General features: G+C 59.9%; 21 protein-coding genes. 16 read left to right on the top strand and 5 right to left on the bottom strand.

The genetic code is table 11. The annotated features are described in order from the left end of the window. Positions 1-144: 144 nt before the first annotated feature. Complete coding sequence (locus C5F53_RS19750; RefSeq protein WP_105263121.1) at positions 145-2,040, top strand: propionate--CoA ligase; 1,896 nt, start codon at positions 145-147, stop codon at positions 2,038-2,040. Positions 2,041-2,046: 6 nt separating this feature from the next. On the opposite strand, the gene C5F53_RS19745 is transcribed toward C5F53_RS19750, so the two are convergent. Continuing rightward, positions 2,047-3,375 carry a FecR domain-containing protein gene (locus C5F53_RS19745; RefSeq protein WP_105263120.1) on the bottom strand — a complete coding sequence of 443 codons (1,329 nt, stop codon included), beginning with the start codon at positions 3,373-3,375 and terminating at the stop codon, positions 2,047-2,049. Between the two features lie 15 nt (positions 3,376-3,390). After that, positions 3,391-4,674 (bottom strand): tetratricopeptide repeat protein, encoded by a 1,284-nt coding sequence (locus C5F53_RS19740; RefSeq protein ID WP_105263119.1) that lies wholly within the window; start codon positions 4,672-4,674, stop codon positions 3,391-3,393. Positions 4,675-5,002: 328 nt separating this feature from the next. Here C5F53_RS19740 and C5F53_RS19735 point away from each other — a divergent pair, with 328 nt between their 5' ends. From C5F53_RS19735 to zapE, 4 genes are all read left to right on the top strand, one after another. Further along, positions 5,003-7,897 carry a 2-oxoglutarate dehydrogenase E1 component gene (locus C5F53_RS19735; RefSeq protein ID WP_105263118.1) on the top strand — a complete coding sequence of 965 codons (2,895 nt, stop codon included), beginning with the start codon at positions 5,003-5,005 and terminating at the stop codon, positions 7,895-7,897. A gap of 45 nt (positions 7,898-7,942) precedes the next feature. Beyond that, positions 7,943-9,196, top strand: coding sequence for a 2-oxoglutarate dehydrogenase complex dihydrolipoyllysine-residue succinyltransferase (odhB, locus tag C5F53_RS19730; RefSeq protein WP_105263117.1), 1,254 nt, complete (start codon positions 7,943-7,945; stop codon positions 9,194-9,196). Between the two features lie 12 nt (positions 9,197-9,208). Beyond that, positions 9,209-10,636, top strand: a complete 1,428-nt coding sequence (lpdA, locus tag C5F53_RS19725) for a dihydrolipoyl dehydrogenase (RefSeq protein WP_105263116.1) — start codon at positions 9,209-9,211, stop codon at positions 10,634-10,636. Between the two features lie 79 nt (positions 10,637-10,715). After that, positions 10,716-11,813: a cell division protein ZapE gene (gene zapE, locus C5F53_RS19720; protein WP_105263115.1), complete on the top strand. Its 1,098-nt coding sequence runs from the start codon at positions 10,716-10,718 to the stop codon at positions 11,811-11,813. A 77-nt stretch (positions 11,814-11,890) separates the two neighbouring features. Here zapE and C5F53_RS20190 read toward each other — a convergent pair whose 3' ends face one another. Beyond that, complete coding sequence (locus tag C5F53_RS20190) at positions 11,891-12,217, bottom strand: hypothetical protein (RefSeq protein WP_146097402.1); 327 nt, start codon at positions 12,215-12,217, stop codon at positions 11,891-11,893. A gap of 15 nt (positions 12,218-12,232) precedes the next feature. On the opposite strand from C5F53_RS20190, the gene C5F53_RS20295 reads away from it, so the two are divergent. Next, positions 12,233-12,406, top strand: a complete 174-nt coding sequence (locus C5F53_RS20295; RefSeq protein ID WP_161499961.1) for a hypothetical protein — start codon at positions 12,233-12,235, stop codon at positions 12,404-12,406. Between the two features lie 25 nt (positions 12,407-12,431). On the opposite strand, the gene C5F53_RS19710 is transcribed toward C5F53_RS20295, so the two are convergent. Beyond that, positions 12,432-13,196, bottom strand: coding sequence for a PP2C family serine/threonine-protein phosphatase (locus tag C5F53_RS19710; RefSeq protein WP_105263113.1), 765 nt, complete (start codon positions 13,194-13,196; stop codon positions 12,432-12,434). Positions 13,197-13,309: 113 nt separating this feature from the next. Between C5F53_RS19710 and C5F53_RS19705 the strand changes: the two genes are divergently transcribed. Together C5F53_RS19705 and C5F53_RS19700 are read left to right on the top strand one after the other, a co-directional pair. Next, positions 13,310-13,513, top strand: coding sequence for a YdcH family protein (locus C5F53_RS19705; RefSeq protein WP_105263112.1), 204 nt, complete (start codon positions 13,310-13,312; stop codon positions 13,511-13,513). A 6-nt stretch (positions 13,514-13,519) separates the two neighbouring features. Next, a complete protein-coding gene (locus C5F53_RS19700; RefSeq protein WP_236635455.1) occupies positions 13,520-15,529 on the top strand; it encodes an ATP-dependent DNA helicase in 2,010 nt (669 codons plus the stop codon). Here the strand turns inward: C5F53_RS19700 and C5F53_RS19695 are convergent. Then, entirely contained in the window at positions 15,483-16,289 is an 807-nt protein-coding gene (locus C5F53_RS19695; RefSeq protein ID WP_105263111.1) for an outer membrane protein assembly factor BamD, read from the bottom strand. The genes C5F53_RS19700 and C5F53_RS19695 overlap by 47 nt on opposite strands. Position 16,290: 1 nt before the next feature. Between C5F53_RS19695 and C5F53_RS19690 the strand changes: the two genes are divergently transcribed. The 8 genes from C5F53_RS19690 (at position 16,291) to ispG (ending at position 24,068) form a co-directional block, all read left to right on the top strand. After that, entirely contained in the window at positions 16,291-17,334 is a 1,044-nt protein-coding gene (locus tag C5F53_RS19690; protein ID WP_370446759.1) for an RluA family pseudouridine synthase, read from the top strand. A 116-nt stretch (positions 17,335-17,450) separates the two neighbouring features. Beyond that, positions 17,451-18,122 carry an SMC-Scp complex subunit ScpB gene (gene scpB / locus C5F53_RS19685; RefSeq protein ID WP_105263110.1) on the top strand — a complete coding sequence of 224 codons (672 nt, stop codon included), beginning with the start codon at positions 17,451-17,453 and terminating at the stop codon, positions 18,120-18,122. Further along, positions 18,115-19,383: a pseudouridine synthase gene (locus tag C5F53_RS19680; protein ID WP_105263109.1), complete on the top strand. Its 1,269-nt coding sequence runs from the start codon at positions 18,115-18,117 to the stop codon at positions 19,381-19,383. Before scpB ends, C5F53_RS19680 begins: the two co-directional genes overlap by 8 nt. 68 nt (positions 19,384-19,451) lie before the next feature. Next, positions 19,452-19,877 (top strand): nucleoside-diphosphate kinase, encoded by a 426-nt coding sequence (gene ndk, locus C5F53_RS19675; RefSeq protein ID WP_105263108.1) that lies wholly within the window; start codon positions 19,452-19,454, stop codon positions 19,875-19,877. Between the two features lie 8 nt (positions 19,878-19,885). After that, positions 19,886-21,046, top strand: coding sequence for a 23S rRNA (adenine(2503)-C(2))-methyltransferase RlmN (rlmN, locus tag C5F53_RS19670; protein WP_105263107.1), 1,161 nt, complete (start codon positions 19,886-19,888; stop codon positions 21,044-21,046). A gap of 22 nt (positions 21,047-21,068) precedes the next feature. Then, complete coding sequence (gene pilW / locus C5F53_RS19665; RefSeq protein ID WP_105263139.1) at positions 21,069-21,866, top strand: type IV pilus biogenesis/stability protein PilW; 798 nt, start codon at positions 21,069-21,071, stop codon at positions 21,864-21,866. Next, positions 21,859-22,800 carry a RodZ domain-containing protein gene (locus tag C5F53_RS19660; protein WP_315848456.1) on the top strand — a complete coding sequence of 314 codons (942 nt, stop codon included), beginning with the start codon at positions 21,859-21,861 and terminating at the stop codon, positions 22,798-22,800. The genes pilW and C5F53_RS19660 overlap by 8 nt, the downstream gene beginning before the upstream one ends. After that, entirely contained in the window at positions 22,800-24,068 is a 1,269-nt protein-coding gene (ispG, locus tag C5F53_RS19655; protein WP_105263106.1) for a flavodoxin-dependent (E)-4-hydroxy-3-methylbut-2-enyl-diphosphate synthase, read from the top strand. Before C5F53_RS19660 ends, ispG begins: the two co-directional genes overlap by 1 nt. Positions 24,069-24,070: the final 2 nt, after the last annotated feature.

Here is a 24,070-nt window from a genome sequence, read left to right as displayed (position 1 = left end):
GTTGGATATTTGAGGGTGTTTTCAGGGCACGGCGGGGACGTCGTTGCCCGGTGCCAGTCCACTGAATTGGGGCAAGTCAGCTTGTAGCAAGTTGCTTATCCATAATTATGAATTCAGTTTGACAGGCCCGACCGGAGACACACAATGACAGGCTACGCCGACTTTCACCGCCGTTCCATCGACGACCGCGACGGCTTTTGGGCTGAACAGTCCGCCCTGATCGACTGGCATACGCCGCCCCAGCAGGTCTGCGATTACAGCAACCCGCCCTTCGCCCGTTGGTTTGTGGGCGGCACCACCAACCTGTGCCACAACGCGGTAGACCGCCACTTGGCCACCCGGCCCGACCAAGCGGCCCTGATTGCCGTTTCCACCGAAACCAATACCGAGCAGGTCTACAGCTTTCGGCAACTGCATGCCGAGGTGCAACGCATGGCGGCCGCCCTGCAAGCGCTGGGCGTGCAAAAGGGCGACCGCGTACTGATCTACATGCCGATGGTGGCCGAGGCGGCGTTTGCGATGCTGGCCTGTGCGCGCATTGGCGCTATCCATTCGGTGGTGTTTGGCGGTTTTGCTTCGGGCTCGCTGGCATCGCGCATTGAAGATGCGTCGCCCGCCGTCATCATGAGTGCCGATGCGGGCTCGCGCGGCGGCAAGGTGGTGGAGTACAAGCCGCTGCTGGACGAGGCGATTCGCCTGTCCAGCCACAAGCCGGGTGCGGTGTTGCTGGTAGACCGATCGCTGGCTGCTATGAATTTGGTAGCTGGTCGCGACCATCTGTGGCGGGACTTGCGACAAAAACACCTGGACACGCAGGTGCCCTGCGTTTGGGTGGACGCCACCCACCCGAGCTACACGCTCTACACCAGCGGTACTACAGGCAAACCCAAGGGTGTGCAGCGCGACACCGGCGGTTACGCCGTGGCGCTGGCGGCCAGCATGAAGCACATTTACTGTGGCAACGCGGGCGAGACTTACTTTTCGACCAGCGATATTGGCTGGGTGGTGGGGCACAGCTACATCATCTACGGCCCACTGATTGCAGGCATGGCCACCATCATGTACGAGGGCCTGCCCACCCGACCTGACGGCGGCGTGTGGTGGAGCCTGGTGGAGAAGTACAAGGTGACCGTGATGTTCAGCGCGCCCACGGCGGTGCGGGTGCTCAAGAAACAGGATCCGGCGCTGCTCAGCAAATACGACCTCTCCAGCCTGCGCGCCTTGTTTTTGGCCGGTGAGCCGCTGGACGAACCGACCGCGCAGTGGATCAGCAGCGCATTGGGCAAACCCATCATCGACAACTACTGGCAGACCGAAACCGGCTGGCCCATTCTCAGCATTGCCAACGGTGTGGAAAAGGCTGAAAGCAAGTTTGGCAGCCCTGGCGTGGCCATGTATGGCTACAACGTCAAGCTGCTGGACGAGAACACGGGGGAAGAGCTGACGGGGGCCGACCAAAAAGGGGTGGTGGCGATTGAAGGGCCACTGCCCCCCGGCTGCATGCAGACCGTGTGGCAGGACGATGCGCGTTTTGTCAAAACTTATTGGAGCAGCATCCCCGGCAAATTGGTCTACAGCACCTTTGACTGGGGCGTGCGCGACAAGGGCGGTTATTACTTCATCCTGGGCCGTACCGATGACGTGATCAATGTGGCGGGCCATCGCTTGGGTACGCGCGAAATTGAAGAGAGTATTTCCAGCCATCCGAACGTGTCCGAAGTCGCAGTGGTCGGCGTTGCCGATGCGCTCAAAGGGCAGGTGGCGATGGCTTTCGTCGTAGCCAAAGACGCCAGCGGTCTGGTGGATGACGCGGCGAAGCTGAAACTCGAAGGCGACATCATGAAGGTGGTGGACCAGAGCATTGGTGCCGTGGGGCGGCCGGCGCGGGTGCGTTTTGTGACGGTGTTGCCCAAAACCCGCAGCGGCAAGCTGCTGCGCCGCGCCATTCAGGCGGTTTGCGAGGGGCGCGACCCCGGCGACCTGACCACCATGGAAGACCCGACCGCTCTGCAGCAGATCCGAGATCTGACCACGCCGTGACGTGAGTTACTGGGCCATGTAGCTGGTATCTGCGCCCTTGCTCATGCCCACTGCACCGGTGATGTTGCCGATAGCCGTGCCGGGGATCTTGTAGGTCAGCGCGGCTTTGGACGCACCATCACCGCTGAACACGCCGTTGACATTCATGGAGCTGGAGGCCGAGAAGGTGGCGCCCGTACCAGAACCATAGGCGTTGCCACTGTAACTGACGCCATTGAACACCGTGTTAATGGTGACATTGTTGATAGAGGTGTATCCGCCGCTGAAATTTACGGTCATGGACGCGCTGGCCAAGCTGCCTACAAGAATCGTTCCTCCGGATGAGGCTGTTGGCGCCGTGCCACCAATCAGGTTGTATTCGAAGGTGCCTGTATTGGGCATGGACAGTTCGGGTGTTGGCCGCGCAGCGATGTAGTGCACATTGCTCAGCGCCGTCGAGTTTGCGGTTGTCGTTTGGGTGCCACTCGCCCAGTAGCCCCAGCCAATGTAGTCTGCTGCATAAGGGTCTCCGGAAGTGTTGAAGCTGGAGACGCCGGAGGTGCCGGCCTTGTATAGGTTGCCATCGGTGTCGGCATAACTCACCAGTGGCAGATCCGCAATGACGGCTGTGGACTGGCCATTGGTATTGTTGGCGACGGAGGCACCAGCGTCACTTTGAAACACGGCATGCAGGCCATTTGCGATGAAAATTTTGTCGCCCGACACCGTCTGGCTTTGGGGTGGTGGCACCGAGGCCTCGGTTGTGGCCCTCTCTGTGGTACGTGCCGGATCCTGATTTTTATCCTTCACGACAACCGTTTCACCAGCGGTCAGGCCGGTGCAGCCAGTATTGGTGCACACCACAATCGCATCTTGCTCGGCATTGACAGTGACCGATCCATCGGGGTTGTAGCTGATCAAAAAGGAAGAGCCGCGTATGCCAATGGTGGCCGTGCTGGTGATGATTTTGTAGTTCTCGCGGTTGCGTTTTCCAATCAGGCCGGTTATGGCACGCATGCCGCCTTTGGCCAGCTCGACCAGAAAGCTGTCGGTTTTGGGGTCATTCTTGTCGGCATAACTTGCCAGTTTGAACTGGGAATTGGGTTGTATTGCCACCATGCCGCCATCGCTAAAACGGATCTGGGCCTGTGCGCCCGCACCGGTCAGGATGTCATCGCCGCTTTGTACGGCACGCCCTTTTTGCAGTGGCGTGTTGCCGCCGTTGGCAGAACGCACGGCCACGTCACCAAACACAAAATTGGCAATACCTGCATCGGCAGCTTGCACATTGGATGCCGAGGCAGCGGCGACTAGCAGGCAGATGGAGGCGAGGGGGGAAGAGGTGGTCTTGCGCATGCGGGGCTCCTGGTGTCAAAACTCGCGGCGGGCGGTGACCGACAGCGTTTGCTTGTCAGAGGATGAGGTGCTGATGTTGGACACCGTTTGCAGGTAATTCCACTGCGGGGTTACACGCCAGGCTTTGGCGGGTATCCAATGGGCGCCTGCAGTCAGGCCCCATTGCTGGTCGTGGCGGGTGCTCAGAAAGAATGGGTCCGGGCCGTTGTAGCTGCGGTCTTCCAGGCTGAACGATGCAAACACGGCAAGCGCGCTGCCAAAGGGCTGTTGCATGCCCACGCGGCCGCCTACCAGCTGGTGTCCCAGGTGGCCGACGCCGGCTTGGCTCGTCACTTCCTGGCCCAAGTACGCGCTGGCGTAGACCGATAGTTCGGACCGGAATTGCTGTCCATAGGATGCCCCAAAGACGTAGCGGTCCACATTGCGTGTTTTCTGGGGGTAGCTCAGTTGCCCTGCTTGCGCATAAGCATTGAATTGACGGAATGCGTCCAGCCGGTGGGTCCATTCGCCAGTGATGCTCCAGCTGGAGCGTGCCGGTGCATTGGCAAGGGTGCTTTCCCCCAATTGGAGGGCCGTGGTGTACTCGTTTCGCTCGACACGGTAGCTGGCTCCCACTGAAGCGTCCAGCTGCCTGGAGTCATAGGGCAGGGCGGTCGTGTCGTGGCTCCGGGTGGATGCGCCAAAACTTCCGATGGCCGACCAGCGTGGGGCAATCGCCTTGCGGCCGGAAATGTGGAACGCCAGACCCGAAAACGCACTGGGAATCGGCTTCAGGCCAAATACCTTGTTTGCAGGGGCACTGTTAACGTTTTCGTCATGGCCCAGAACGGCTTCGGCATAGGCGCGGGTGGTGGTGCCTGCTTCTGCCTCGATCCGGTCTATGGTCTGCAGCAACTGGTTAATAGAGCGGGCCGCCTCGGTGGGGATGCCCTGCGCCTTGGCCTGGCCCAACATGGCTTTGGCGCCGGCGTTGTCGCCCACGGCATACAGGGCGTGTCCCAGCTCGGCGCGGGCCCGTGCGTTATTGGGGTTCACCATCAAGGTGCGTTCGAGCGCAAAAATGGCACGGGTGTGGTGCCCTGACTGGTTGGCGGCGATACCCAGTACCAAGTCGTAGTCTGGATCGCCCGAACGCTCCATTTCCAAAGGCTCTAGCATCTCGAAGGCTTGCTGGGCAGCCCCGGATTCCGTCAAAGCCAGGGCGTTGCGCAAAGTGGTATCCCATTCCGCATGCACTGGTGCCGCCAGCAACAGGCTAGACAGGCTAAAAAGAAGGAGGGAGCGGGTTGATAAGCGCATGGGGCTGGGCTCTCAGGCAGTAAATACCGTTAACAAACAGCTTTCGGGGCTCAATGGCCAGACAACTGAGCGAATTTTATGCCAGTGCGCCGCTTGCCGTGCGCAAAAGATCCGTGCTGGCTTAGCGTCAAGGCCCAGACCCAAAAGCCTTGGGGGCGGGCAAATTACCTTTGCACTGCACCCATAAAGTGGCACAATCCGCCCTGCAATGAAGGCCCTTCCCATGCCACAGTCGCATCCGCCAACCGGTTCAGCCGTGTCGCGGAAGGTTAATTAACCAGCTTTAACCAGCTTATGTTCCCTGAAGGGGAACGGAGGTCAGCGAAATATGAGTGATTCCAGCTCCAATGGTGCGAGCACGGCTTCGTCCGTGTACCAAGCCTACCAAAACAACACCTACCTGTTCGGCGGCAATGCCCCGTACGTCGAAGAGATGTACGAGAACTACTTGGCCAACCCCGGCAGCGTTCCTGACACCTGGCGCGATTACTTCGATGCGCTGCAAAACGTTCCCGCAGCCGATGGAACAACTTCCAAAGACGTAGCCCACATGCCCGTGATCAACGCATTTGTTGATCTGGCTAAAAAAGGCGTCAAACAAACGGTGCTGGCCACCGGTGCCGATTCCGAGATGGGACGCAAGCGCACGGCCGTGCAGCAGCTGATTGCCGCTTACCGCAACGTGGGCGCCCGTTGGGCTGACCTCGACCCCCTCAAGCGCACCGAGCGCGACAAAATCCCCGAGCTGGAGCCAACGTTCTACGGTTTCAGCGACGCAGACCAGGAAACGGTCTTCAACATCAGCAACACCTTCTTTGGTAAAGAGTCCATGAGCCTGCGTGAGCTCATGAACGCTCTGCGTGAGACCTACTGCGGCACCATTGGCGTGGAGTACATGTACACCACCGACCAGAACCAAAAACGCTGGTGGCAGCAAAAGCTGGAGGCGATCCGCAGCAAGCCAAGCTTCCCGGCCGAGAAAAAACGCCAAATTCTGGACCGGCTGACGGCTGCTGAAGGCCTGGAGCGTTTTCTGCACACCAAGTTTGTGGGCCAAAAGCGCTTTTCGCTGGAGGGCGGTGAGAGTTTTATCGCCGCCATGGACGAGCTGATCCAGCAAGCCGGCGCCAAGGGCGTCCAGGAAATTGTCATCGGCATGGCCCACCGTGGCCGCCTGAACGTGCTGGTGAACACCCTGGGCAAGATGCCTGCCGATTTGTTTGCAGAATTCGACCACACGGCACCCGAAGACCTGCCGGCCGGCGACGTGAAGTACCACCAGGGTTTCAGCTCTGATGTGTCTACCGTGGGTGGCCCCGTTCACCTGTCGCTGGCATTCAACCCGTCGCACCTGGAAATCGTGAACCCCGTGGTCGAAGGTTCGGTGCGCGCGCGCATGGACCGCCGTGATGATCCCACTGGTAGCCAGGTGCTGCCCGTGTTGGTGCACGGCGATGCGGCTTTTGGCGGCCAGGGTGTGAACCAGGAAACTCTGGCGCTCGCCCAAACCCGTGGTTACACCACAGGTGGTACGGTCCACATCATCATCAACAACCAGATCGGTTTCACCACCTCCGACCCGCGCGACATGCGCTCCAGCGCGTTTTGCACCGACATCGTAAAGATGGTGGAAGCCCCCGTGCTGCACGTGAACGGCGACGATCCCGAAGCCGTGGTGCTGGCCACCCAACTGGCGTTGGAGTTCCGCATGGAATTCCGCCAAGACGTGGTGGTGGACATCACCTGCTTCCGCAAGCTGGGCCACAACGAGCAAGATACACCCAGCCTGACCCAGCCGCTGATGTACAAGAAGATTGCGACCCACCCCGGTACCCGCAAGCTGTATGCCGACAAGCTGGCAGCCCAAGGCCTGGGCGATACGCTGGGCGATGACATGGTCAAGGCCTACCGCTCTGCCATGGACGCGGGTAAACACACCGTGGACCCGGTGCTGACCAACTTCAAGAGCAAGTACTCGGTGGACTGGTCGCCTTTCCTCGGTAAAAAATGGACCGATGCAGGCGACACCGCCATTCCTCTTACCGAGTGGAAGCGTTTGTCTGAAAAACTCACCACCATTCCTGCTGGCGTGACCCCCCACCAGTTGGTGAAGAAGGTATATGACGACCGTGCGGCCATGGGCCGTGGTGAAACCAATGTGGACTGGGGCATGGGCGAACACATGGCGTTTGCCTCGCTGGTCGCCAGTGGTTACCCCGTGCGTTTGTCGGGCGAAGACTGTGGACGGGGCACCTTCACGCACCGCCACGCCGTGATTCACGACCAGAACCGTGAGAAGTGGGACGTCGGCACCTACGTGCCCTTGCAGAACGTGGCTGACAACCAGGCTCCGTTTGTGGTGATCGACTCCATCCTGTCTGAAGAGGCGGTGTTGGGCTTTGAGTACGGCTACTCCTCCAACGATCCCAACACCCTGGTGATCTGGGAAGCCCAGTTTGGCGACTTCGCCAACGGCGCCCAGGTCGTGATCGACCAGTTCATTGCCTCTGGTGAAGTGAAGTGGGGCCGTGTGAACGGCATTACCTTGATGCTGCCCCACGGCTACGAAGGCCAGGGCCCGGAGCACAGCTCGGCGCGCCTGGAGCGTTTCATGCAGCTGGCTGCGGACACCAACATGCAGATCGTGCAGCCGACCACGGCCAGCCAGATCTTCCACGTGTTGCGTCGCCAGATGGTGCGCAACCTGCGCAAGCCCTTGATCATCATGACGCCCAAGAGCCTGCTGCGGAACAAGGATGCGACCTCGCCGCTGACCGAGTTCACCAAGGGGGCGTTCCAGACCGTGATCCCCGAGAGCAAAGAGCTCAAAGGCGACAAGGTCAAGCGCGTGATCGCCTGCTCCGGCAAGGTGTACTACGACCTCGTAAAAAAGCGCGAAGAGAAGGGGCTGGACGATGTCGCCATCATCCGTGTGGAGCAGCTGTACCCGTTCCCGCACAAGGTGTTTGCGTCGGAGCTGAAAAAGTACCCTAACGCCACCGACGTGGTGTGGTGCCAGGACGAGCCACAGAACCAGGGCGCCTGGTTCTTCGTGCAGCACTACATCCACGAAAACATGCTCGAAGGCCAGAAGCTGGGCTACTCCGGGCGCGCCGCGTCTGCGTCGCCTGCGGTGGGTTATTCCCACCTCCACCAAGAGCAACAAAAAGCGCTGGTGGAAGGCGCATTCGCCAAGCTCAAGGGCTTTGTGCTGACCAAATAAGCCGTCAGTAGAACCCTCACTCGAACACTTACGGAAAGAATTGATATGGCAATCGTAGAAGTCAAAGTACCCCAGCTCTCTGAATCTGTGGCCGAAGCCACCATGCTGGCTTGGAAGAAAAAAGTGGGTGACGCCGTCACCGCGGACGAAATCCTGATCGACATCGAGACCGACAAAGTGGTGCTGGAAGTTCCCGCGCCGTCGTCTGGCGTGCTGGTGGAAATTTTGGTGGCCGATGGTGGCACCGTGGCTGCGGAGCAGTTGATCGCCCGCATCGACACCGCCGCAGTGGCTGGTGCCGTAGCACCTGCCGCGGCTGCACCTGCCGCCGCAGCGCCAGCTGCTGCACCCACAGCCGCTGCTGCCTCCGCCAGTAACTCCAAGGCCGGTGTGGCCATGCCCGCCGCTGCCAAGTTGTTGGCCGACAACGGCATCGCTGCGTCCAGCGTGGCAGGTACCGGCAAAGATGGCCGCATTACCAAGGGTGATGTGCTGGCTGCTGCAGCTGCTCCTAAAGTTGTAGCTGCTTCCGCAATACCCACGGGCGTTCCGACCAAATCTCTGCCCCAAGTGGCAGCGCCTTCGGTAAACCTGGGTGACCGCCCCGAGCAACGCGTGCCCATGAGCCGCCTGCGCGCCCGTGTGGCCGAGCGTTTGCTGCAATCGCAATCCACCAACGCGATCCTGACCACCTTCAACGAAATCAACATGGCTCCGGTCATGGAGATGCGCAAACGCATGCAAGAGCGTTTCGAGAAGGAGCACGGTTGCAAGTTGGGCTTCATGAGTTTCTTCGTCAAGGCGGCTGTGCACGCCTTGAAGAAGTTCCCCGTGTTGAATGCGTCGGTGGACGGTACCGACATCGTCTACCACGGTTACTTCGACATCGGTATTGCCGTGGGCTCGCCCCGTGGCCTGGTGGTGCCCATCCTGCGCAATGCAGACCAGATGAGCTTTGCGGACATCGAAAAGAAGATTGCTGAATTCGGTCAGAAGGCCAAGGACGGCAAGCTGGGCATTGAAGAAATGACCGGTGGCACCTTCTCGATCTCCAACGGCGGCACCTTCGGCTCCATGATGTCCACCCCCATCATCAACCCACCCCAGTCGGCCATCCTGGGCGTGCACGCCACCAAGGATCGCGCGATGGTTGAAAACGGTGTTGTCGTCGTTCGCCCGATGAATTACTTCGCTATGTCCTATGACCACCGCATCATCGACGGCCGTGAAGCCGTCTTGGGTCTGGTGGCCATGAAGGAAGCGCTGGAAGATCCCGCACGCCTGTTGTTCGACATCTAAGGATCACACAGCATGAGCAAACAATTTGACGTGATCGTCATTGGTGGTGGCCCCGGTGGCTACATCGCCGCTATCCGCGCAGCCCAGCTGGGCTTTAACGTAGCCTGTATCGATGAGTGGAAGAACGAGAAGGGCGGTCCTGCGCCCGGCGGTACTTGTACCAATGTAGGCTGCATTCCCTCCAAGGCTTTGCTGCAGTCGTCCGAGCACTTCAACCACGCCAACCACCACTTTGCCGAGCACGGCATTACGGCCACCGGCGTGAGCATGGATGTGGCCAAGATGATTGCCCGCAAGAACACCGTGGTGAAGCAAAACAACGACGGTATCTTGTACCTGTTCAAGAAGAACAAGATCGCCTTCTTCCACGGCCGTGGTTCGTTTGTGAAGGCTGCTGAAGGCGGCTATGAAATCAAGGTGGCGGGTGCAGCGGAAGAAGTCATCACCGGTAAACAAATCATCATCGCCACCGGCTCCAACGCACGTGCCTTGCCCGGCACACCGTTTGACGAAGTGAATGTGTTGTCCAACGACGGCGCGCTGAATATCGGCGCGGTGCCCAAGAAGCTGGGCCTGATCGGCTCCGGCGTGATTGGCTTGGAAATGGGCTCCGTGTGGAAGCGCCTGGGCGCAGAAGTCACCATCCTCGAAGGCCTGCCGGTCTTCCTGGGCGCGGTGGACGAGCAGGTGGCCAAGGAAGCGCACAAGGCCTTCACCAAGCAGGGTCTGAAGATCGAGCTGGGCGTCAAAGTCGGCGAGATCAAGAACGGCAAAAAAGGCGTGTCCGTGGCCTACACCAACGCCAAGGGTGAAGCCCAAACGCTGGACGTGGACAAGCTCATCATCTCCATCGGCCGCGTGCCCAACACCATCGGTTTGAACACCGAAGCGGTGGGCCTGGCATTGGACGAGCGTGGCGCGATTGTGGTGGACGGCGACTGCAAAACCAACCTGCCCGGCGTGTGGGCGGTGGGTGACGTGGTGCGCGGCCCCATGCTGGCGCACAAGGCGGAAGAAGAGGGCGTTGCCGTGGCCGAGCGCATTGCCGGCCAGCACGGACACGTCAACTTCAACACCGTGCCCTGGGTCATTTACACCAGCCCCGAGATCGCGTGGGTGGGCCGCACCGAGCAACAGCTCAAGGCGGACGGCGTGGCGTACAAGGCGGGTAGCTTCCCCTTCCTGGCAAACGGCCGCGCACGCGCGCTGGGCGACACCACCGGGTTTGTGAAGTTCCTGGCCGATGCCACGACCGACGAAATCCTGGGCGTGCACATAGTGGGCCCACAGGCGTCGGAATTGATTTCCGAGGCCGTGGTGGCCATGGAGTTCAAGGCCAGTGCCGAAGACATCGCGCGCATTTGTCACGCCCACCCCTCCTTGAGCGAAGCCACCAAGGAAGCGGCGCTGGCGGTCGACAAACGCACCCTGAACTTCTGATTTAAGAGTGAAATAGGCTGCTAGCCCACGTAGGTCGTGCGCTAGCAGCTACTGTTTTCATAGCGAATCGGAGTTTTATTTGAGCGTTAAAGCTACCTACGAGGCCGAACTGGCTGCACGCGGCTACACCGCCGACCCCGCCCAGCTGCGCGCGGTGGAGGCGTTGGAGCGCTGCGCCACCGAGTGGGCGGCATTCAAAGAAAAACGTTCCAACGCGTTCAAGAAGCTGATCAACCGCCCCGAGATTCCGCGTGGCGTGTACATGCATGGTGGGGTGGGCCGGGGCAAAAGCTTTCTCATGGATTGCTTCTTCAACGCCGTGCCGCTCAAGCGGAAAACGCGCCTGCATTTCCACGAGTTCATGCGCGAGGTGCACCGTGAGCTGATCGACTTGCAAGGCACGGTAAACCCGCTGGACGAGCTGGGCAAGCGCATGGCCAAGCGCTACCGCCTGATCTGCTTTGACGAGTTCCATGTGGCCGACATCACCGATGCGATGATCTTGCACCGCCTGCTGACGGCCTTGTTTGACAATGGCGTGGGCTTTGTCACCACCTCCAACTTCAAGCCCAACGACCTGTACCCCGGTGGCTTGCACCGCGACCGCATCTTGCCCGCCATTGCCTTGCTCAATGCCAAGCTGGAGGTGCTGAGTGTGGACAACGGGACCGACTACCGGCGCCGCACACTGGAAGACGCCCGGCTCTACCACACGCCCAACGGCCCCGAGGCCGATGCTGCCATGACCGCCACCTTCAACGCATTGGCGGAGCAGCACGATGAAGACCCGGTACTGCACATCGAGTCACGCGAGATCCATGCGCGTCGCATGGCCGGTGGTGCCGTCTGGTTTGACTTCAAAACCCTGTGTGGTGGCCCTCGTTCGCAAAACGACTACCTGGAAATTGCCTCACGTTTCCACACGGTGTTCTTGAGTGATGTGCCTTACATGCCGGTGCGTATGGCCTCCGAGGCACGGCGCTTCACTTGGCTGGTGGACGTGTTGTACGACCGGCGCGTCAAACTCATCATGTCGGCGGCGGTGGCGCCCGAGGCGCTGTACACCGAAGGCCCCATGTCGCATGAGTTTCCGCGCACCGTCTCAAGGCTCACCGAGATGCAATCCAAGGAGTTTCTGGACCTGGAGCGCCGCATTGTGGATACGCGCCTGACATGAGGGGGTTGTGGCTGCTGTGGGTGCTTGCGGTTCTCCTGGGGCCGCAGCTTGTTTGGGCACAAACAGACGCCCCGGTGCTAGAGGCAGCGCAGGCGCAGCGCCAACGTATCAGTGCGGAGCGAACACGTGCCGAGGCTGAGTTTTCCCGCCAAGAGCAGGCTTGCCAAAGCCGCTTTGCGGTACAGGCCTGTGTGGACCAGATTGCGGTCCAGCGCCGGACGCTGGACCGCGAGCTCAGGCGGCAGGAAGCGTCCCTCAACGCCGCAGAGCGCCAGCAACGCGCGCAAGAGCAGTTGCAGCGCAGTGCCGAAAAAGAGCGTGACCGTCAGGCGCGTACGGCGGAACAGACTGACAACACGACGGCTGATCGCCTTCAAGCCCAGCAGGAAAAGCAGCAAGCCCATCACAAGGTGCTACCTGTGAACAATACAGCCGGCAAACCCTTGCCCGCCGCGCCAACAGCTGGGGAGCAGGCATCACTGCGCGAAGCCTATGCCGCCAAGCAGCGGGCTGCCCAAGAGCGCCGGGCTGTGCGCGAGAAACGTTTGCGTGAGTCGACGCAGAAAACCCCCGCTTTGCCAACGCCCCAGTAGGCGGGCGTGCGCCGGGTGCTTGGGGCTAGCTGTGTAGCGATTCGACTTTGACCACCACCAGAGAGAGGTTGTCGCCTCCGCCATGGCCGCGGGAGCGCGCTTTTTCGATCAAAAACTCAGTGGCTTCGCGTGCGGACAAGGTGGACAGCACAGAGCCCAGTTCACCGGTGTTGAAGTAATGCCAGACGCCGTCACTGCAGGCCATGAGCACATCGCCAGGGCGCAGTTTGGAAATGAAATGGAAGTCGACGGGTGGGTCGCTTTCGGTACCTAGGCAGCCCATCAGAATGTTGGACTGTGGGTGTACTGCGGCTTGTTCTTCGGTCAGCTCACCGCGGTTCACCAGGGCTTGCACATAGGAGTGGTCCATGGTGCGTTTGATGAAACGGTTGCCGTGGTACTGGTAGACCCGTGAGTCGCCGGTGTGGGCCCAATGGCAGTCGCCCCCGGGGTTGATCAGAAATGCGGCCAGTGTGCTGTGTGGCTCTTCTTCGGAGGATATTGCGGTGAGTTTGATGACGATATGGGCTTCTTGCACCACTTGCATCAAGGTTGCCGCAGCGTCATCGGTGTCCGGGTCGTAACGCTCAAACAGCTGTTTGGCGGTCATCATCACTTGGTCGGAGGCCTTGCGCCCACCGCTGCGTCCACCCATGCCATCGGCCACGATGGCCAGCAGGCAGCCATTCACACGCGGATGCTTGAGCAGCGCAACCTGGTCCTGCTGGTATTCGCGGTCACCCTTGTGGATGCCGGTGGAGGCGGTAAGTCGGTATCCAGTGGTGGCCATGGTGTGTGGGCAATTAATCGGAATAGGTCCGGAAGGCGGCAGTCCGGTCGTATTATCGAGTGGACGCCCCGCAAATCTGCGCCATTTAACCACGTACTTCTCCCCATTTACCTTTGGAAACGAATCACCACTCCCCGCAGCGGCGCCTGATTGAGTTGCGCATGGAACACGGCGATCTCGATGCGCTGATCGACCGCGCACACGAGTCGGCGCCGGCTGACGAGTTGATGATGCGTCGGCTCAAGAAGCGGCGGCTCGCCTTGCGCGATGAGATCTCCCGCTTGCAGGGCGCTTTGCAGCCCGATGAACCGGCCTGAACGGTGATGCTGACCGACGCCGTGGCACAGGCACTGGATGCCGAGGGCCCTCTGGCGCGGGCGGTCGAGGGTTTTGCTCCCCGTGAGGGCCAGCGCGCCATGGCCCATGCCGTAGCGCAGACGCTGGAGCAGGGTGGTGTGCTGGTGGTGGAGGCTGGCACTGGTATTGGAAAAACGTTTGCCTATTTGCTGCCTGCACTCCTGAGTGGCGGGCGTGTCCTGTTGTCAACAGCGACTAAAGCCTTGCAGGACCAGCTGTTTGGCCGGGACATTCCCCAGTTGCTGTCGACCCTGGGTTTGCCATCCCGCGTCGCCTTGCTCAAAGGCCGAGCCAGCTACCTCTGTCTCAGTCGCCTGGGGCAGGCGCGGCATACAGGCCTGTTGCAACGTCCTGCGGACTTGCGGGCCTTGGCGTCGGTAGAGGTGTGGGCAATCAGCACCCGCAGTGGTGATTTGGCCGAACTCGCGGCGCTGGACGAGCAGTCGCCAGTCATCCCCCAGGTTACTTCGACGCGCGACAACTGCACGGGTGCCCAGTGTCCGCAGTTCCATAGTTGCCATGTGTACCGGGCACGCCGCGAAGCCATGGCGGCAGACGTGGTGGTGATCAACCACCACTTGTTTTTTGCCGATTGGAATGTCCGGGAGTCGGGTGTGGCCGAGCTATTGCCGACTGTCAATGCCGTGGTGTTTGACGAGGCGCACCAACTCAACGAGATTGGTATTCAGTTTCTGGGAAGCCAGTTGGGCACTGGCCAGTTGCTCGCCTGGGGGCGTGACTTGGTGACTGTGGGCTTGCTGCACGCGCGGGGTTTTGCCGATTGGCAAGACTTGGCCATGCGCTTGGAAGGGGCCTTGGCGGAGTGGCAACTGGTCTGCCAGGCGCCGGCAGAGCCGCAGACCCGACTGCGCTGGGTGGGAGATGCACCCCAGGGTATTGCACCTGTGCGGTGGCGCCAGACACTGGCCCAGGTGGAGGTGGCCTTGTCGGCCGCGATTGCAGCTGTGGCGGGTGTGGCAGAAGCGGCCGCGGAGCTTTCTGCCTTGTATGCGCGCGCCATGGCATTGGCCGAGCGGCTGGCACATTTCATCCAACCGCCGCCTGCGGGCGGTGTGCGCTGGATTGAATGTGGGGTGCGCCTGCGGATGCTGGAGTCACCACTGACCATTGCCGATGCATTGCGTGAGCGTGCAGCGCAGCGGGCGGAAGCGCAGATCGGACCTGCCTGGGTCTTTACGTCGGCCACCCTGGGCCATGACGCGGGGTTGGCTTCGTTCGTGACTGCACACGGTCTTGACGGCGCGCGGGTGTTGCAAGTTCCCAGTCCGTTTGACTATGCGCGCCAAGCACGTCTCTACATTCCGACTGTTTTTCCCAAACCGTCAGACCCGCGTCATAGTGACCAGGTGGCTGAGTTGCTTGCGCAGGCCAGTGGGGTTTTGCACGGTAGAACCTTGGTGCTCACCACCACGCTGCGTGCCATGCGGCGTATTGCGCAGGTGCTGCGTGCACGTCTGCCCAAAAAGGGTGGCATCCAGGTGCTCTTGCAAGGCGAGGCTTCCAAACGTGAGTTATTGGCACGTTTTACGGAGGATGCGGCTTCTGGCTACATCCTGGTGGCCACAGGATCGTTTTGGGAGGGCGTGGATGTGCCGGGCGACGCCCTGCAGATGGTGGTGATTGACAAAATTCCCTTCGCGCCGCCTGATGACCCAGTAGTGGAGGCCCGCTGCCTGCAGTTGGAGACGGAGGGCAAGAGTGCCTTCACGCACTACCAAGTGCCGCAAGCGGCCATGGCGTTGAAACAGGGAGTGGGGCGCTTGATTCGCCGCGAGACGGATCGCGGTGTGCTGGTGATTTGCGATGTGCGGTTGCTGCAAATGGGCTATGGCCGAACCTTATTGGCCAGCCTGCCCGGTATGCCTGTGCTGAGTGAAGCCAGTGAGTTTCAGCAGGCGCTGTGGGCGCTTACCAAACCTTCCACCACGGATCCGTATTCGACTTTTCTCCCTTGAGCACGTAATCCGACTGGGGATAGTTCTTTTCGAGAATCCGTTTGGCATCGTCACGCAGCTGTTCCATGCCCAATGCGTCGTACGACTTGTACAGGATGAACAGCGCTTCTTCGATGGCAGGCACATCGCGGTAGTCGGTTACCGCTTGTTGGGCCCGGTTGGCCGCAGCCAGATAGGCACCGCGTTTGTAGTAGTAGCGGGCTACATGGACTTCGTACTGCGCCAGGGAGCCGACGATGTAGGCCATACGCTGGCGTGCGTCTGGTGCATACCGTGAATCGGGGAAGCGTGCTACCAGCTCCTTGAAGGATTCAAACGACTCTTTGGCCGCTTTCTGGTCGCGCTCGGATAGGTCTTGCCGGGTGATGGAGGAGAGCAGTCCCAGGTCATCGTTGAAATTGATGATGCCCTTGAGGTAAATGGCATAGTCCAGCGCCGGGCTGGCGGGGTGCAGCTTGATGAAGCGGTCCAGTGTTGCCAACGCTTGTGCAGGCTCCGCTGCCTTGTAGTGGGCATAGGCCTTGTCCAGCTGGGCTTGCTGCGCCAGGGGCGTACCAGCCGCACGGGCCTCCAGTTTTTCGAGCAGGGGAACGGCCTTGTCCCATTGGGACGAGCCCATTTCATCTTTCGCTTCTGCATACAGACGGTTGGGGCTCATGCCTGCGGTCTTGTCGATCGGTGCGGACGAACATCCGGCTACGACCAGCGATACGGCCGCCATGAGTAAGGCATAAACGACCGATAATTTCACACGTAGCATCTTGGGGACCTTCTTGAATCAGACCGGCGGAATTATATCGACGCACTCCAGTGAACCCGATTCGGAAGACGAGGTTCTGGATGGGGTCTCTGAGGTCGAGCTCCGCAGTGTGGAGGTCACCCCCGGCCAGCACGGTGAGCGTATAGACCGTGCCTTGGCTCAGGCTGCGAGTGAGTTTTCGCGCAATTATCTGCAGCAGCTGATCGATGGCGGGGCGGTTTCCCTCAACGGGCAGTCGGTTTCCAAGCCCGCGCAGCGTGTTAAGGCGGGTGATGTCATCGCCGTAGAGCTTCGGCCTACGCAGCAGAGCCAGGCCTTCAAAGCCCAGCCCATGGACTTGAACATCGTCTACGAAGACGCCCATGTGCTGGTGATCAACAAACCTGCAGGCCTGGTGGTGCACCCCGCACCAGGCAACTGGAGCGGAACCCTGCTCAATGGGCTGTTGGCCAGGGACCCACAGTTTGCGAGCGTGCCACGGGCCGGTATCGTGCACCGTCTGGACAAAGACACCAGTGGTTTGATGGTGGTGGCCCGTACGCGTGCTGCTATGGACGTGCTGGTCAAAGCGATTGCGGCCCGGGAGGTCAGTCGGCAGTACCTGGCATTGGCGCAACGCCCCTGGAAGGGTGCTGCGCAAGTTACGGTGGACAAGCCCATCGGACGCGATCCTCGCAACCGCCTGCGCATGGCCGTGGTGGATCTTTCTGTTTCTTCTGGCAAGCTGGCCAAGACGGATGTGTTTTGGCTTGCCAACTCGGTGGCGGGCTGTTGGGTGCGTTGTGCTTTGCACACCGGGCGCACGCACCAGATCCGTGTCCACATGGCCTCACTGGGGCACCCTTTGGTGGGTGATGCGCTGTACGGTGGCAGCCCCGAGCCCGGCATGGAGCGGCAGGCTTTGCATGCGTTTCGCCTGGCGTTTCACCATCCGGTCACCGGTGTGTGGCAAGAATTCCATGCGGAGCCTGCCGTTGATTTTCTTGCGCTTTTGGCTTTGTGGGGGCTCAGTTACAATGCAGGCGCAGGTCCGGGAGGACTCTGATAGGTCCAAGCCCATCGCTTGTGGCCTGCCACCCAAGCGCTGACGACGCGCTGTTTGCCAACGACGATCACTGTGATCGCTCAATTTGCTGGTGACTTTTTCGAAACGCCCTGACTATGAACATGGTCGATGCCAAGCGGGTCCTGGAGACCGCCCTGATGTGTGCCCAACAACCTTTGCCGCTGAAAAACATGCGGGAGTTGTTTGCGGAAGCGATTGGCGTGGATTCCATCAAACACATGTTGGAAGATCTGCGCAATGACTGGGCAGGACGCGGCATGGAGTTGGTCAGTGTGGCGACCGGCTGGCGGTTCCAGAGTCGTCCCGAAATGCGGGAATACCTGGATCGTCTGCACCCTGAAAAACCGCCGAAATATACGCGCGCCACGCTGGAAACCCTGGCTATCATTGCCTATCGGCAGCCTGTAACGCGCGGTGATATGGAAGACATCCGCGGTGTCACCATCAGTTCCTTGTTGATCAAACAATTGGAAGATCGTGGTTGGGTGGAGGTGATAGGTCACCGCGAAGCGCCCGGTCGGCCCGCCTTGTTTGCGACCACCAAGCAGTTTTTGGACGATTTTGGTTTGGGCTCTCTGGACCAATTGCCCCTGTTAGACCATCCCGCGCAGGCGGGCGATGCATTTGGGCATTTGGCATCTGCCATGAAAGAGCCCACCATCGCGACGATCTCCATGCCCGCAGTGGACGATGCGGGTCCCCAAATGACCATGTCTCTTGACGCGCAAGTTACCCCCGAACCTGAAATGGGTCCCCCACATGAATGAAGCCCCTGAATCCATGCCCTCTGATGCTGCCGAGCAGCCCATGGAGTCTCACGAAGAGAGTCTGAATCCAGCCCCAGTTGGATCGTCTGCTGCTGCCGGCGTTAGCCCCGTGTACCGGTTTGAAGATGTGGTGTCTGGCCAATTTGATGCGGACGATGCGTTGGAAGAGTTGGCGCCTCCCAAGCGGGTGCTGCTGCCGCAGGCCGAAACGCCCAAGCTGCACAAGGTGCTGGCGCAATCCGGCATGGGCTCGCGCCTGGAGATGGAGCAGCTCATTTTGGAGGGGCGCATTTCGGTCAACAACGAACCGGCCCACATTGGCCAGCGTATCCAGTTTGGTGACAGCATCAAGGTGAATGGCAAGCCGATCCGTTATCGCATTGATCCGCCACCAGCCCGTGTGATTGCATACCACAAGCCTGCAGGCGAGGTGGTCACGCATGACGACCCCCAGAACCGACCCACCGTGTTCCGCAAGCTGCCCAAACTGCAACAGGGCAAGTGGCAGTCTGTGGGGCGTTTGGACTTAAATACCGAAGGGCTGTTGTTGTTCACCAGCTCAGGCGAGCTGGCCAACAACCTGATGCACCCCCGATTTGGTTTGGAGCGCGAATATGCGGTGCGTGTTTTGGGCGCCTTGAACAAGGAAGAAAAGCAGGCTTTGTTGGACGGCGTGCAACTCGATGACGGTATGGCGCAGTTTGGGTCTATCGAAGAGGGCGGTGGCGAGGGTTCCAACTGCTGGTACCGGGTCACAATTTCTGAAGGCCGCAACCGCGAGGTGCGTCGCATGATGGAGTCCGTGGGCCATGCGGTGAGTCGCCTGATTCGTATTCGCTATGGGGCTATGGTCTTGCCACGGGGCTTGAAGCGTGGCGCCTGGATGGAGCTGGATGACGCGGATATCCGTGCCCTGGCACAAGCGGCTGGCGCGGGGCGGCCGCGTGCCGACGGTCCTGCCGAGGGTGCAGGTCGCCCCCCCAAGGCGACGGGTAACCGCAATCCCGCCCGCGGGCGCTCTACGGGTGGCCGTGGGCCGTCGTATCCCAAGGCCGGACCCACCCCTGGTGCCAATCCTGGTCGTGGCGCCAGTGGACGCAAGGACAAGCCCTCTGATCGCCAGGCCGGTGCTCAGCCAGACCCCATGAAAACGGCATTTGGCTACATCGGTGCAGACAGTTTCTCTCGCCAGCGCCAAGACGCTGCTGGCCGACCCCGTGGTGGGCAAGGCGGGCAGCGCAGAGGCGGCCGAAACCGCTAATCACAGTGTAAAATCCAGCGCTTTGCTTCTGCTGGGGCAAATGTCTCTTCATTCATAACAGGAATCCTATGGCTATCGAACGCACTCTCTCCATCATCAAGCCCGACGCAGTTGCCAAGAACGTGATCGGTCAAATTTACGCCCGCTTTGAAGCGGCTGGCCTGAAGGTAGTGGCTGCTCGCATGGCTCACCTGTCCCGCGGTGAAGCAGAAGCTTTTTACGCCGTGCACAAAGCACGTCCTTTCTTCAAGGATCTGGTGGATTTCATGATCTCCGGCCCCGTGATGATCCAGGCTCTGGAAGGCGAAAACGCCATCCTGAAAAATCGCGACCTGATGGGTGCCACCGATCCTAAGAAGGCCGATGCCGGCACCATCCGCGCTGACTTTGCAGACAGCATTGACGCCAACGCCGTGCACGGTTCCGATGCTGCAGAAACTGCTGCCGCCGAAATCGCCTTCTTCTTCGCTGGCCTGAACGTTTACTCCCGCTAAGACATGCAATGACGGCCAATCTTCTTGAATTCGATCTTGAGGGATTGGCCGCTTTTTGTGAGCGGCTCGGAGAAAAGCGATTCCGAGCCACCCAGCTGTTTCGCTGGATTCACCAAAGAGGCGCCTCATCCTTTGATGATATGAGTGACCTCGCCAAGTCTTTGCGCGAAAAGCTCAAAACCTGTGCGGAAATGAAACCGCTTGCCGTGATCACCCAACATATTTCGGGTGATGGCACGATCAAATGGTTGTTTGATGTTGGGGGTGGTGATGCGGTGGAAGCTGTGTTCATCCCCGAAGATGATCGTGGCACCCTCTGTATTTCCTCGCAAGCTGGCTGTGCTGTGGGCTGCCGTTTCTGCTCGACCGGCCACCAAGGTTTCAGTCGCAACCTGACGACGGGTGAAATCATTGCGCAGCTGTGGTTTGCCGAGCACTTCCTGCGCAAGCATCTGGGTGCGAGCCAGCGCGTTATCTCCAATGTGGTGATGATGGGCATGGGTGAGCCGCTGCAAAACTATTCCGCCCTGGTTCCCGCGCTGCAGGTCATGCTCAGTGACAACGCCTATGGGCTGTCACGCCGCCGGGTTACGGTGTCAACCTCCGGCGTGGTTCCCATGATGGACCGTCTGGGCGCCGATTGCCCCGTGGCATTAGCCGTGTCTCTGCACGCTCCTAATGACGCCTTGCGGGACAACCTGGTTCCACTGAATCGCAAATACCCGCTATCCGAGTTGCTGGACGCCTGCCGCCGCTACTTGGCGTTTGCACCACGCGACTTCATCACCTTCGAGTACTGCATGCTCGATGGTGTCAATGACACGCCAGCCCATGCCCGCGAGTTGTTGGCGTTGGTGCGCCCTGTGGATGGGCCTGCTGTCTCTTGCAAGTTCAACCTGATTCCTTTCAATCCCTTTCCGGCATCTGGTCTCAAGCGTTCCAGTGCCGCACAGGTGCAGGCTTTCTCCAAAATTCTGAGTGATGCCGGGATTGTGACGACGGTCCGAAAGACCCGCGGTGATGATATTGATGCGGCGTGCGGTCAGCTGGCCGGAGATGTCAAGGACCGTACGGATGTAGCGAAGCGCATGTCCAAGCAGCGAACCGTTATGCTCCAACCCGTAATGGACATTGCTCGTACCGAGCAGACAAAGGGGACCGATGCCTGATTTGCTTTTTCCTGCCCGCTGGATGCGGCGTGGCTTGACGGCCTTTGCTGTGCTGGGCTTGTTGGCGTTGGCGCTCACTGGCTGTGCTTCTAGTGCGCCGACTGCGGCTCCTGGAAGTGATTTGCTGACGGAGTCTGACGAGACCGTAGCCCGCAAGCGGGCCCGCATTCGCCTGGAGCTGGCAGTGGGTTATTACAACAATGGCCAAACCACCATTGCGCTGGATGAGTTGAAGCAATCGATTGCTGCCGACCCCACGTTGCTAGAGGCTCACAACCTGCGCGGCCTCATTTACATGCGTTTAAACGATGCCCCCTTGGCGGAGGAGAGTTTTCGCAAAGCCTTGCAAATCAATCCCCAGGCTTCGTCGGTGCACCACAACCTGGGTTGGATGTTATGCCAGCAAGGCCGTATGGCGGAGGCTAACCGTCAATTCATGAATGCCATTGCCGAGCCCAGTTATGTAGACAAAGCCAAGTCCTGGATGACCATGGGTGTTTGTCAGGCGAAAGCTGGGCAGCGTGTCGAAGCTGAGGCTAGTTTGCAGCGCGCCTATGAGCTGGACGCGGGCAACCCTGTCACTGGGTACAACTTGGCGCTGGTGTTATTTCAACGTGGTGAATACTTGCGCGCCCAGTTCTACATCCGTCGCATCAATAACGGCGAGCTGGCCAATGCCGAGTCCCTGTGGTTGGGCGCCAAGGTGGAGCGCAGCCTGGGCAATCGGGAGGGCGTGGCGCAATTGGGCGCGCAATTGGCCAAGCGTTTTCCACAATCCAAAGAAGCGACTTTGTTTGAACGTGGGGCATTTGATGAGTGAGGGCAACTCTTTGCAATCAGCGGATATGGCCTCTGCTGCGGATGAGCCGGTAACCCAGGCGTCTGCGGGAGCCCTGTTGCGTGCTGCGCGCGAGACGGCGGGTCTGCATGTGGCTGCGCTGGCGGTATCCATGAAAGTGCCTGTCAAAAAGTTGGAAGCTTTGGAAGCGGACCGTTTTGATTTGCTGCCCGATGCCGTGTTTGTGCGGGCGCTTGCGTCCAGTGTTTGCCGCAATTTGAAGATCGATCCTGCACCGATACTCTCTAGGCTGCCGCACCAACACGTGCCTCGCTTGGGAGCCAGCGAGGGGGGCATCAACGCGCCATTCCATGCAGCGGGGGAAAATCGCTCCCTGTCCATACCTGCAGCCCTCAAGCAACCTGTAGTTTTGGTGGTTTTGCTTTTGTTGGTGGCTGCCTTGGTGGTGGTGTTTCTCCCAGAGTGGCAAACGGAAGCCCCGCCTGAGGAAGTCGCTGCACCATCGGAATCCGTTCTAATCGTGCCATCCGCACAGAATGCAGTGCCCGATGTTCCTGTCCCATCTGTTATTGCCGCGGAGCCTGCTGCGCAGGCGGCCCTAGCAGTTGCTTCCGCATCTCCGGCGCCTGTAGCGCCTGCTCCCGTTGCCATTGCCGCGGCGGTTGCCGTGCCAGAGGTGATGAAGCCCGCGAGTGCGCCGTCGCTTGCTCCCGTTGCGGGGCAGCAAGTGGTGTTCCGTGTCAAAGGGCCGTCTTGGGTGGAGGTGACCGATGCCAAAGGCGTGGTTTTGATGCGCAGAAATCTAGTGCAAGGTGATGCGGCGGGCATCTCAGGGGCACTGCCTCTGTCGGTGGTCGTAGGGCGTGCGGATGTCACCGAGGTTGAAGTCAAGGGTAAACCGTTCAGCCTGACCGCGTTCGCCAAAGACAATGTTGCGCGATTTGAGGTGAAGTAGTGCAAAGTGGTTTTCCTATACCCATCGTTACCCCCCAGTTGAGGGAGTCTCTCCAGGCTCGCGTGGTTTGGGGTGGAAGAACTGTGACCGTTGGTGGTGGTGCGCCTGTTCGCATCCAGTCCATGACCAATACAGATACCGTGGACGCTATTGGTACCGCCATACAGGTCAAGGAGTTGGCATTGGCGGGCTCGGAGATGGTGCGCATTACCGTCAATACACCTGAGGCCGCAGAGGCAGTTCCGCACATCCGCAATCAACTGGATCGCATGGGCATTGATGTGCCGTTGGTGGGTGATTTTCATTACAACGGCCATCGTTTGCTCAGTGAATTCCCTGACTGCGCACAGGCACTGTCCAAATACCGCATTAACCCCGGCAACGTGGGGAAGGGCGACAAGCGCGACAAGCAGTTTGGCCAGATGATTGAGGCCGCCGTGAAGTGGGACAAGGCGGTGCGCATTGGCGTGAATTGGGGCAGTCTGGACCAAGAGCTGTTGGCGTCCCTGATGGACGACAACAGCAAGCGTGCCGTTCCGTGGGACGCGAAGCAGGTAATGTACGAAGCCTTGATTGTTTCGGCCTTGGAGTCTGCGCAACGTGCCCAGGAGATTGGCTTGCCTGCAGAGCAAATCATTCTTTCCTGCAAGGTAAGTGGCGTGCAGGATCTGATCGCGGTTTACCGGGCACTGGCCCAGCGTTCGCGTTATGCCCTGCACCTGGGCCTGACTGAGGCGGGTATGGGCACCAAAGGCACGGTGGCATCCACCGCGGCACTGGCGGTGCTTTTGCAAGATGGCATTGGTGACACCATTCGGGTGTCGCTGACCCCCGCACCTGGCGAGGCGCGGACCCAGGAGGTGGTGGTGGCCTCCGAGATTCTGCAATCTTTGGGCTTGCGCAAGTTTGTTCCCAGTGTCACAGCCTGTCCAGGTTGCGGACGCACCACGAGCACCACCTTCCAAGAACTCACCAAGCAGATTGATGATTTTTTGCGTGAAAAAATGCCGGTCTGGCGCTCGGTCTATCCTGGTGTGGAAAGCCTCAAGGTTGCGGTCATGGGCTGCATCGTGAATGGCCCCGGTGAAAGCAAACACGCAGACATCGGTATAAGCCTGCCGGGTACCGGCGAAGCGCCGGCCGCACCGGTCTTTATTGATGGCGAGAAACGCATGACCCTGCGTGGCAATGCGATTGCCGCTGAATTCCAGACGGTGGTCGAAGACTACATTCGGCAACGCTTTACGCAATCTACCCCAAACACTTGATT

The sequence above is a fragment of the Rhodoferax sp. TS-BS-61-7 genome (genome assembly GCF_002943465.1).
In the GTDB taxonomy this organism is placed as follows: domain Bacteria; phylum Pseudomonadota; class Gammaproteobacteria; order Burkholderiales; family Burkholderiaceae_C; genus Allorhodoferax.
Note: the sequence above shows the minus strand (reverse complement) of the source record. Positions and strands in the feature narration are given on the sequence as shown.

Bases quoted from the DNA above. Each gene is read 5' to 3' on its own strand.
- C5F53_RS19750 (WP_105263121.1), top strand. From the start codon at position 145: ATGACAGGCTACGCCGACTTTCACCGCCGTTCCATCGACGACCGCGAC.
- C5F53_RS19745 (WP_105263120.1), bottom strand. From the start codon at position 3,375: ATGCGCAAGACCACCTCTTCCCCCCTCGCCTCCATCTGCCTGCTAGTC.
- C5F53_RS19740 (WP_105263119.1), bottom strand. From the start codon at position 4,674: ATGCGCTTATCAACCCGCTCCCTCCTTCTTTTTAGCCTGTCTAGCCTG.
- C5F53_RS19735 (WP_105263118.1), top strand. From the start codon at position 5,003: ATGAGTGATTCCAGCTCCAATGGTGCGAGCACGGCTTCGTCCGTGTAC.
- odhB (WP_105263117.1), top strand. From the start codon at position 7,943: ATGGCAATCGTAGAAGTCAAAGTACCCCAGCTCTCTGAATCTGTGGCC.
- lpdA (WP_105263116.1), top strand. From the start codon at position 9,209: ATGAGCAAACAATTTGACGTGATCGTCATTGGTGGTGGCCCCGGTGGC.
- C5F53_RS20190 (WP_146097402.1), bottom strand. From the start codon at position 12,217: ATGGGCTTGCTGCTTTTCCTGCTGGGCTTGAAGGCGATCAGCCGTCGT.
- C5F53_RS19710 (WP_105263113.1), bottom strand. From the start codon at position 13,196: ATGGCCACCACTGGATACCGACTTACCGCCTCCACCGGCATCCACAAG.
- C5F53_RS19700 (WP_236635455.1), top strand. From the start codon at position 13,520: ATGCTGACCGACGCCGTGGCACAGGCACTGGATGCCGAGGGCCCTCTG.
- C5F53_RS19695 (WP_105263111.1), bottom strand. From the start codon at position 16,289: ATGCTACGTGTGAAATTATCGGTCGTTTATGCCTTACTCATGGCGGCC.
- scpB (WP_105263110.1), top strand. From the start codon at position 17,451: ATGAACATGGTCGATGCCAAGCGGGTCCTGGAGACCGCCCTGATGTGT.
- C5F53_RS19680 (WP_105263109.1), top strand. From the start codon at position 18,115: ATGAATGAAGCCCCTGAATCCATGCCCTCTGATGCTGCCGAGCAGCCC.
- ndk (WP_105263108.1), top strand. From the start codon at position 19,452: ATGGCTATCGAACGCACTCTCTCCATCATCAAGCCCGACGCAGTTGCC.
- rlmN (WP_105263107.1), top strand. From the start codon at position 19,886: ATGACGGCCAATCTTCTTGAATTCGATCTTGAGGGATTGGCCGCTTTT.
- pilW (WP_105263139.1), top strand. From the start codon at position 21,069: ATGCGGCGTGGCTTGACGGCCTTTGCTGTGCTGGGCTTGTTGGCGTTG.
- C5F53_RS19660 (WP_315848456.1), top strand. From the start codon at position 21,859: ATGAGTGAGGGCAACTCTTTGCAATCAGCGGATATGGCCTCTGCTGCG.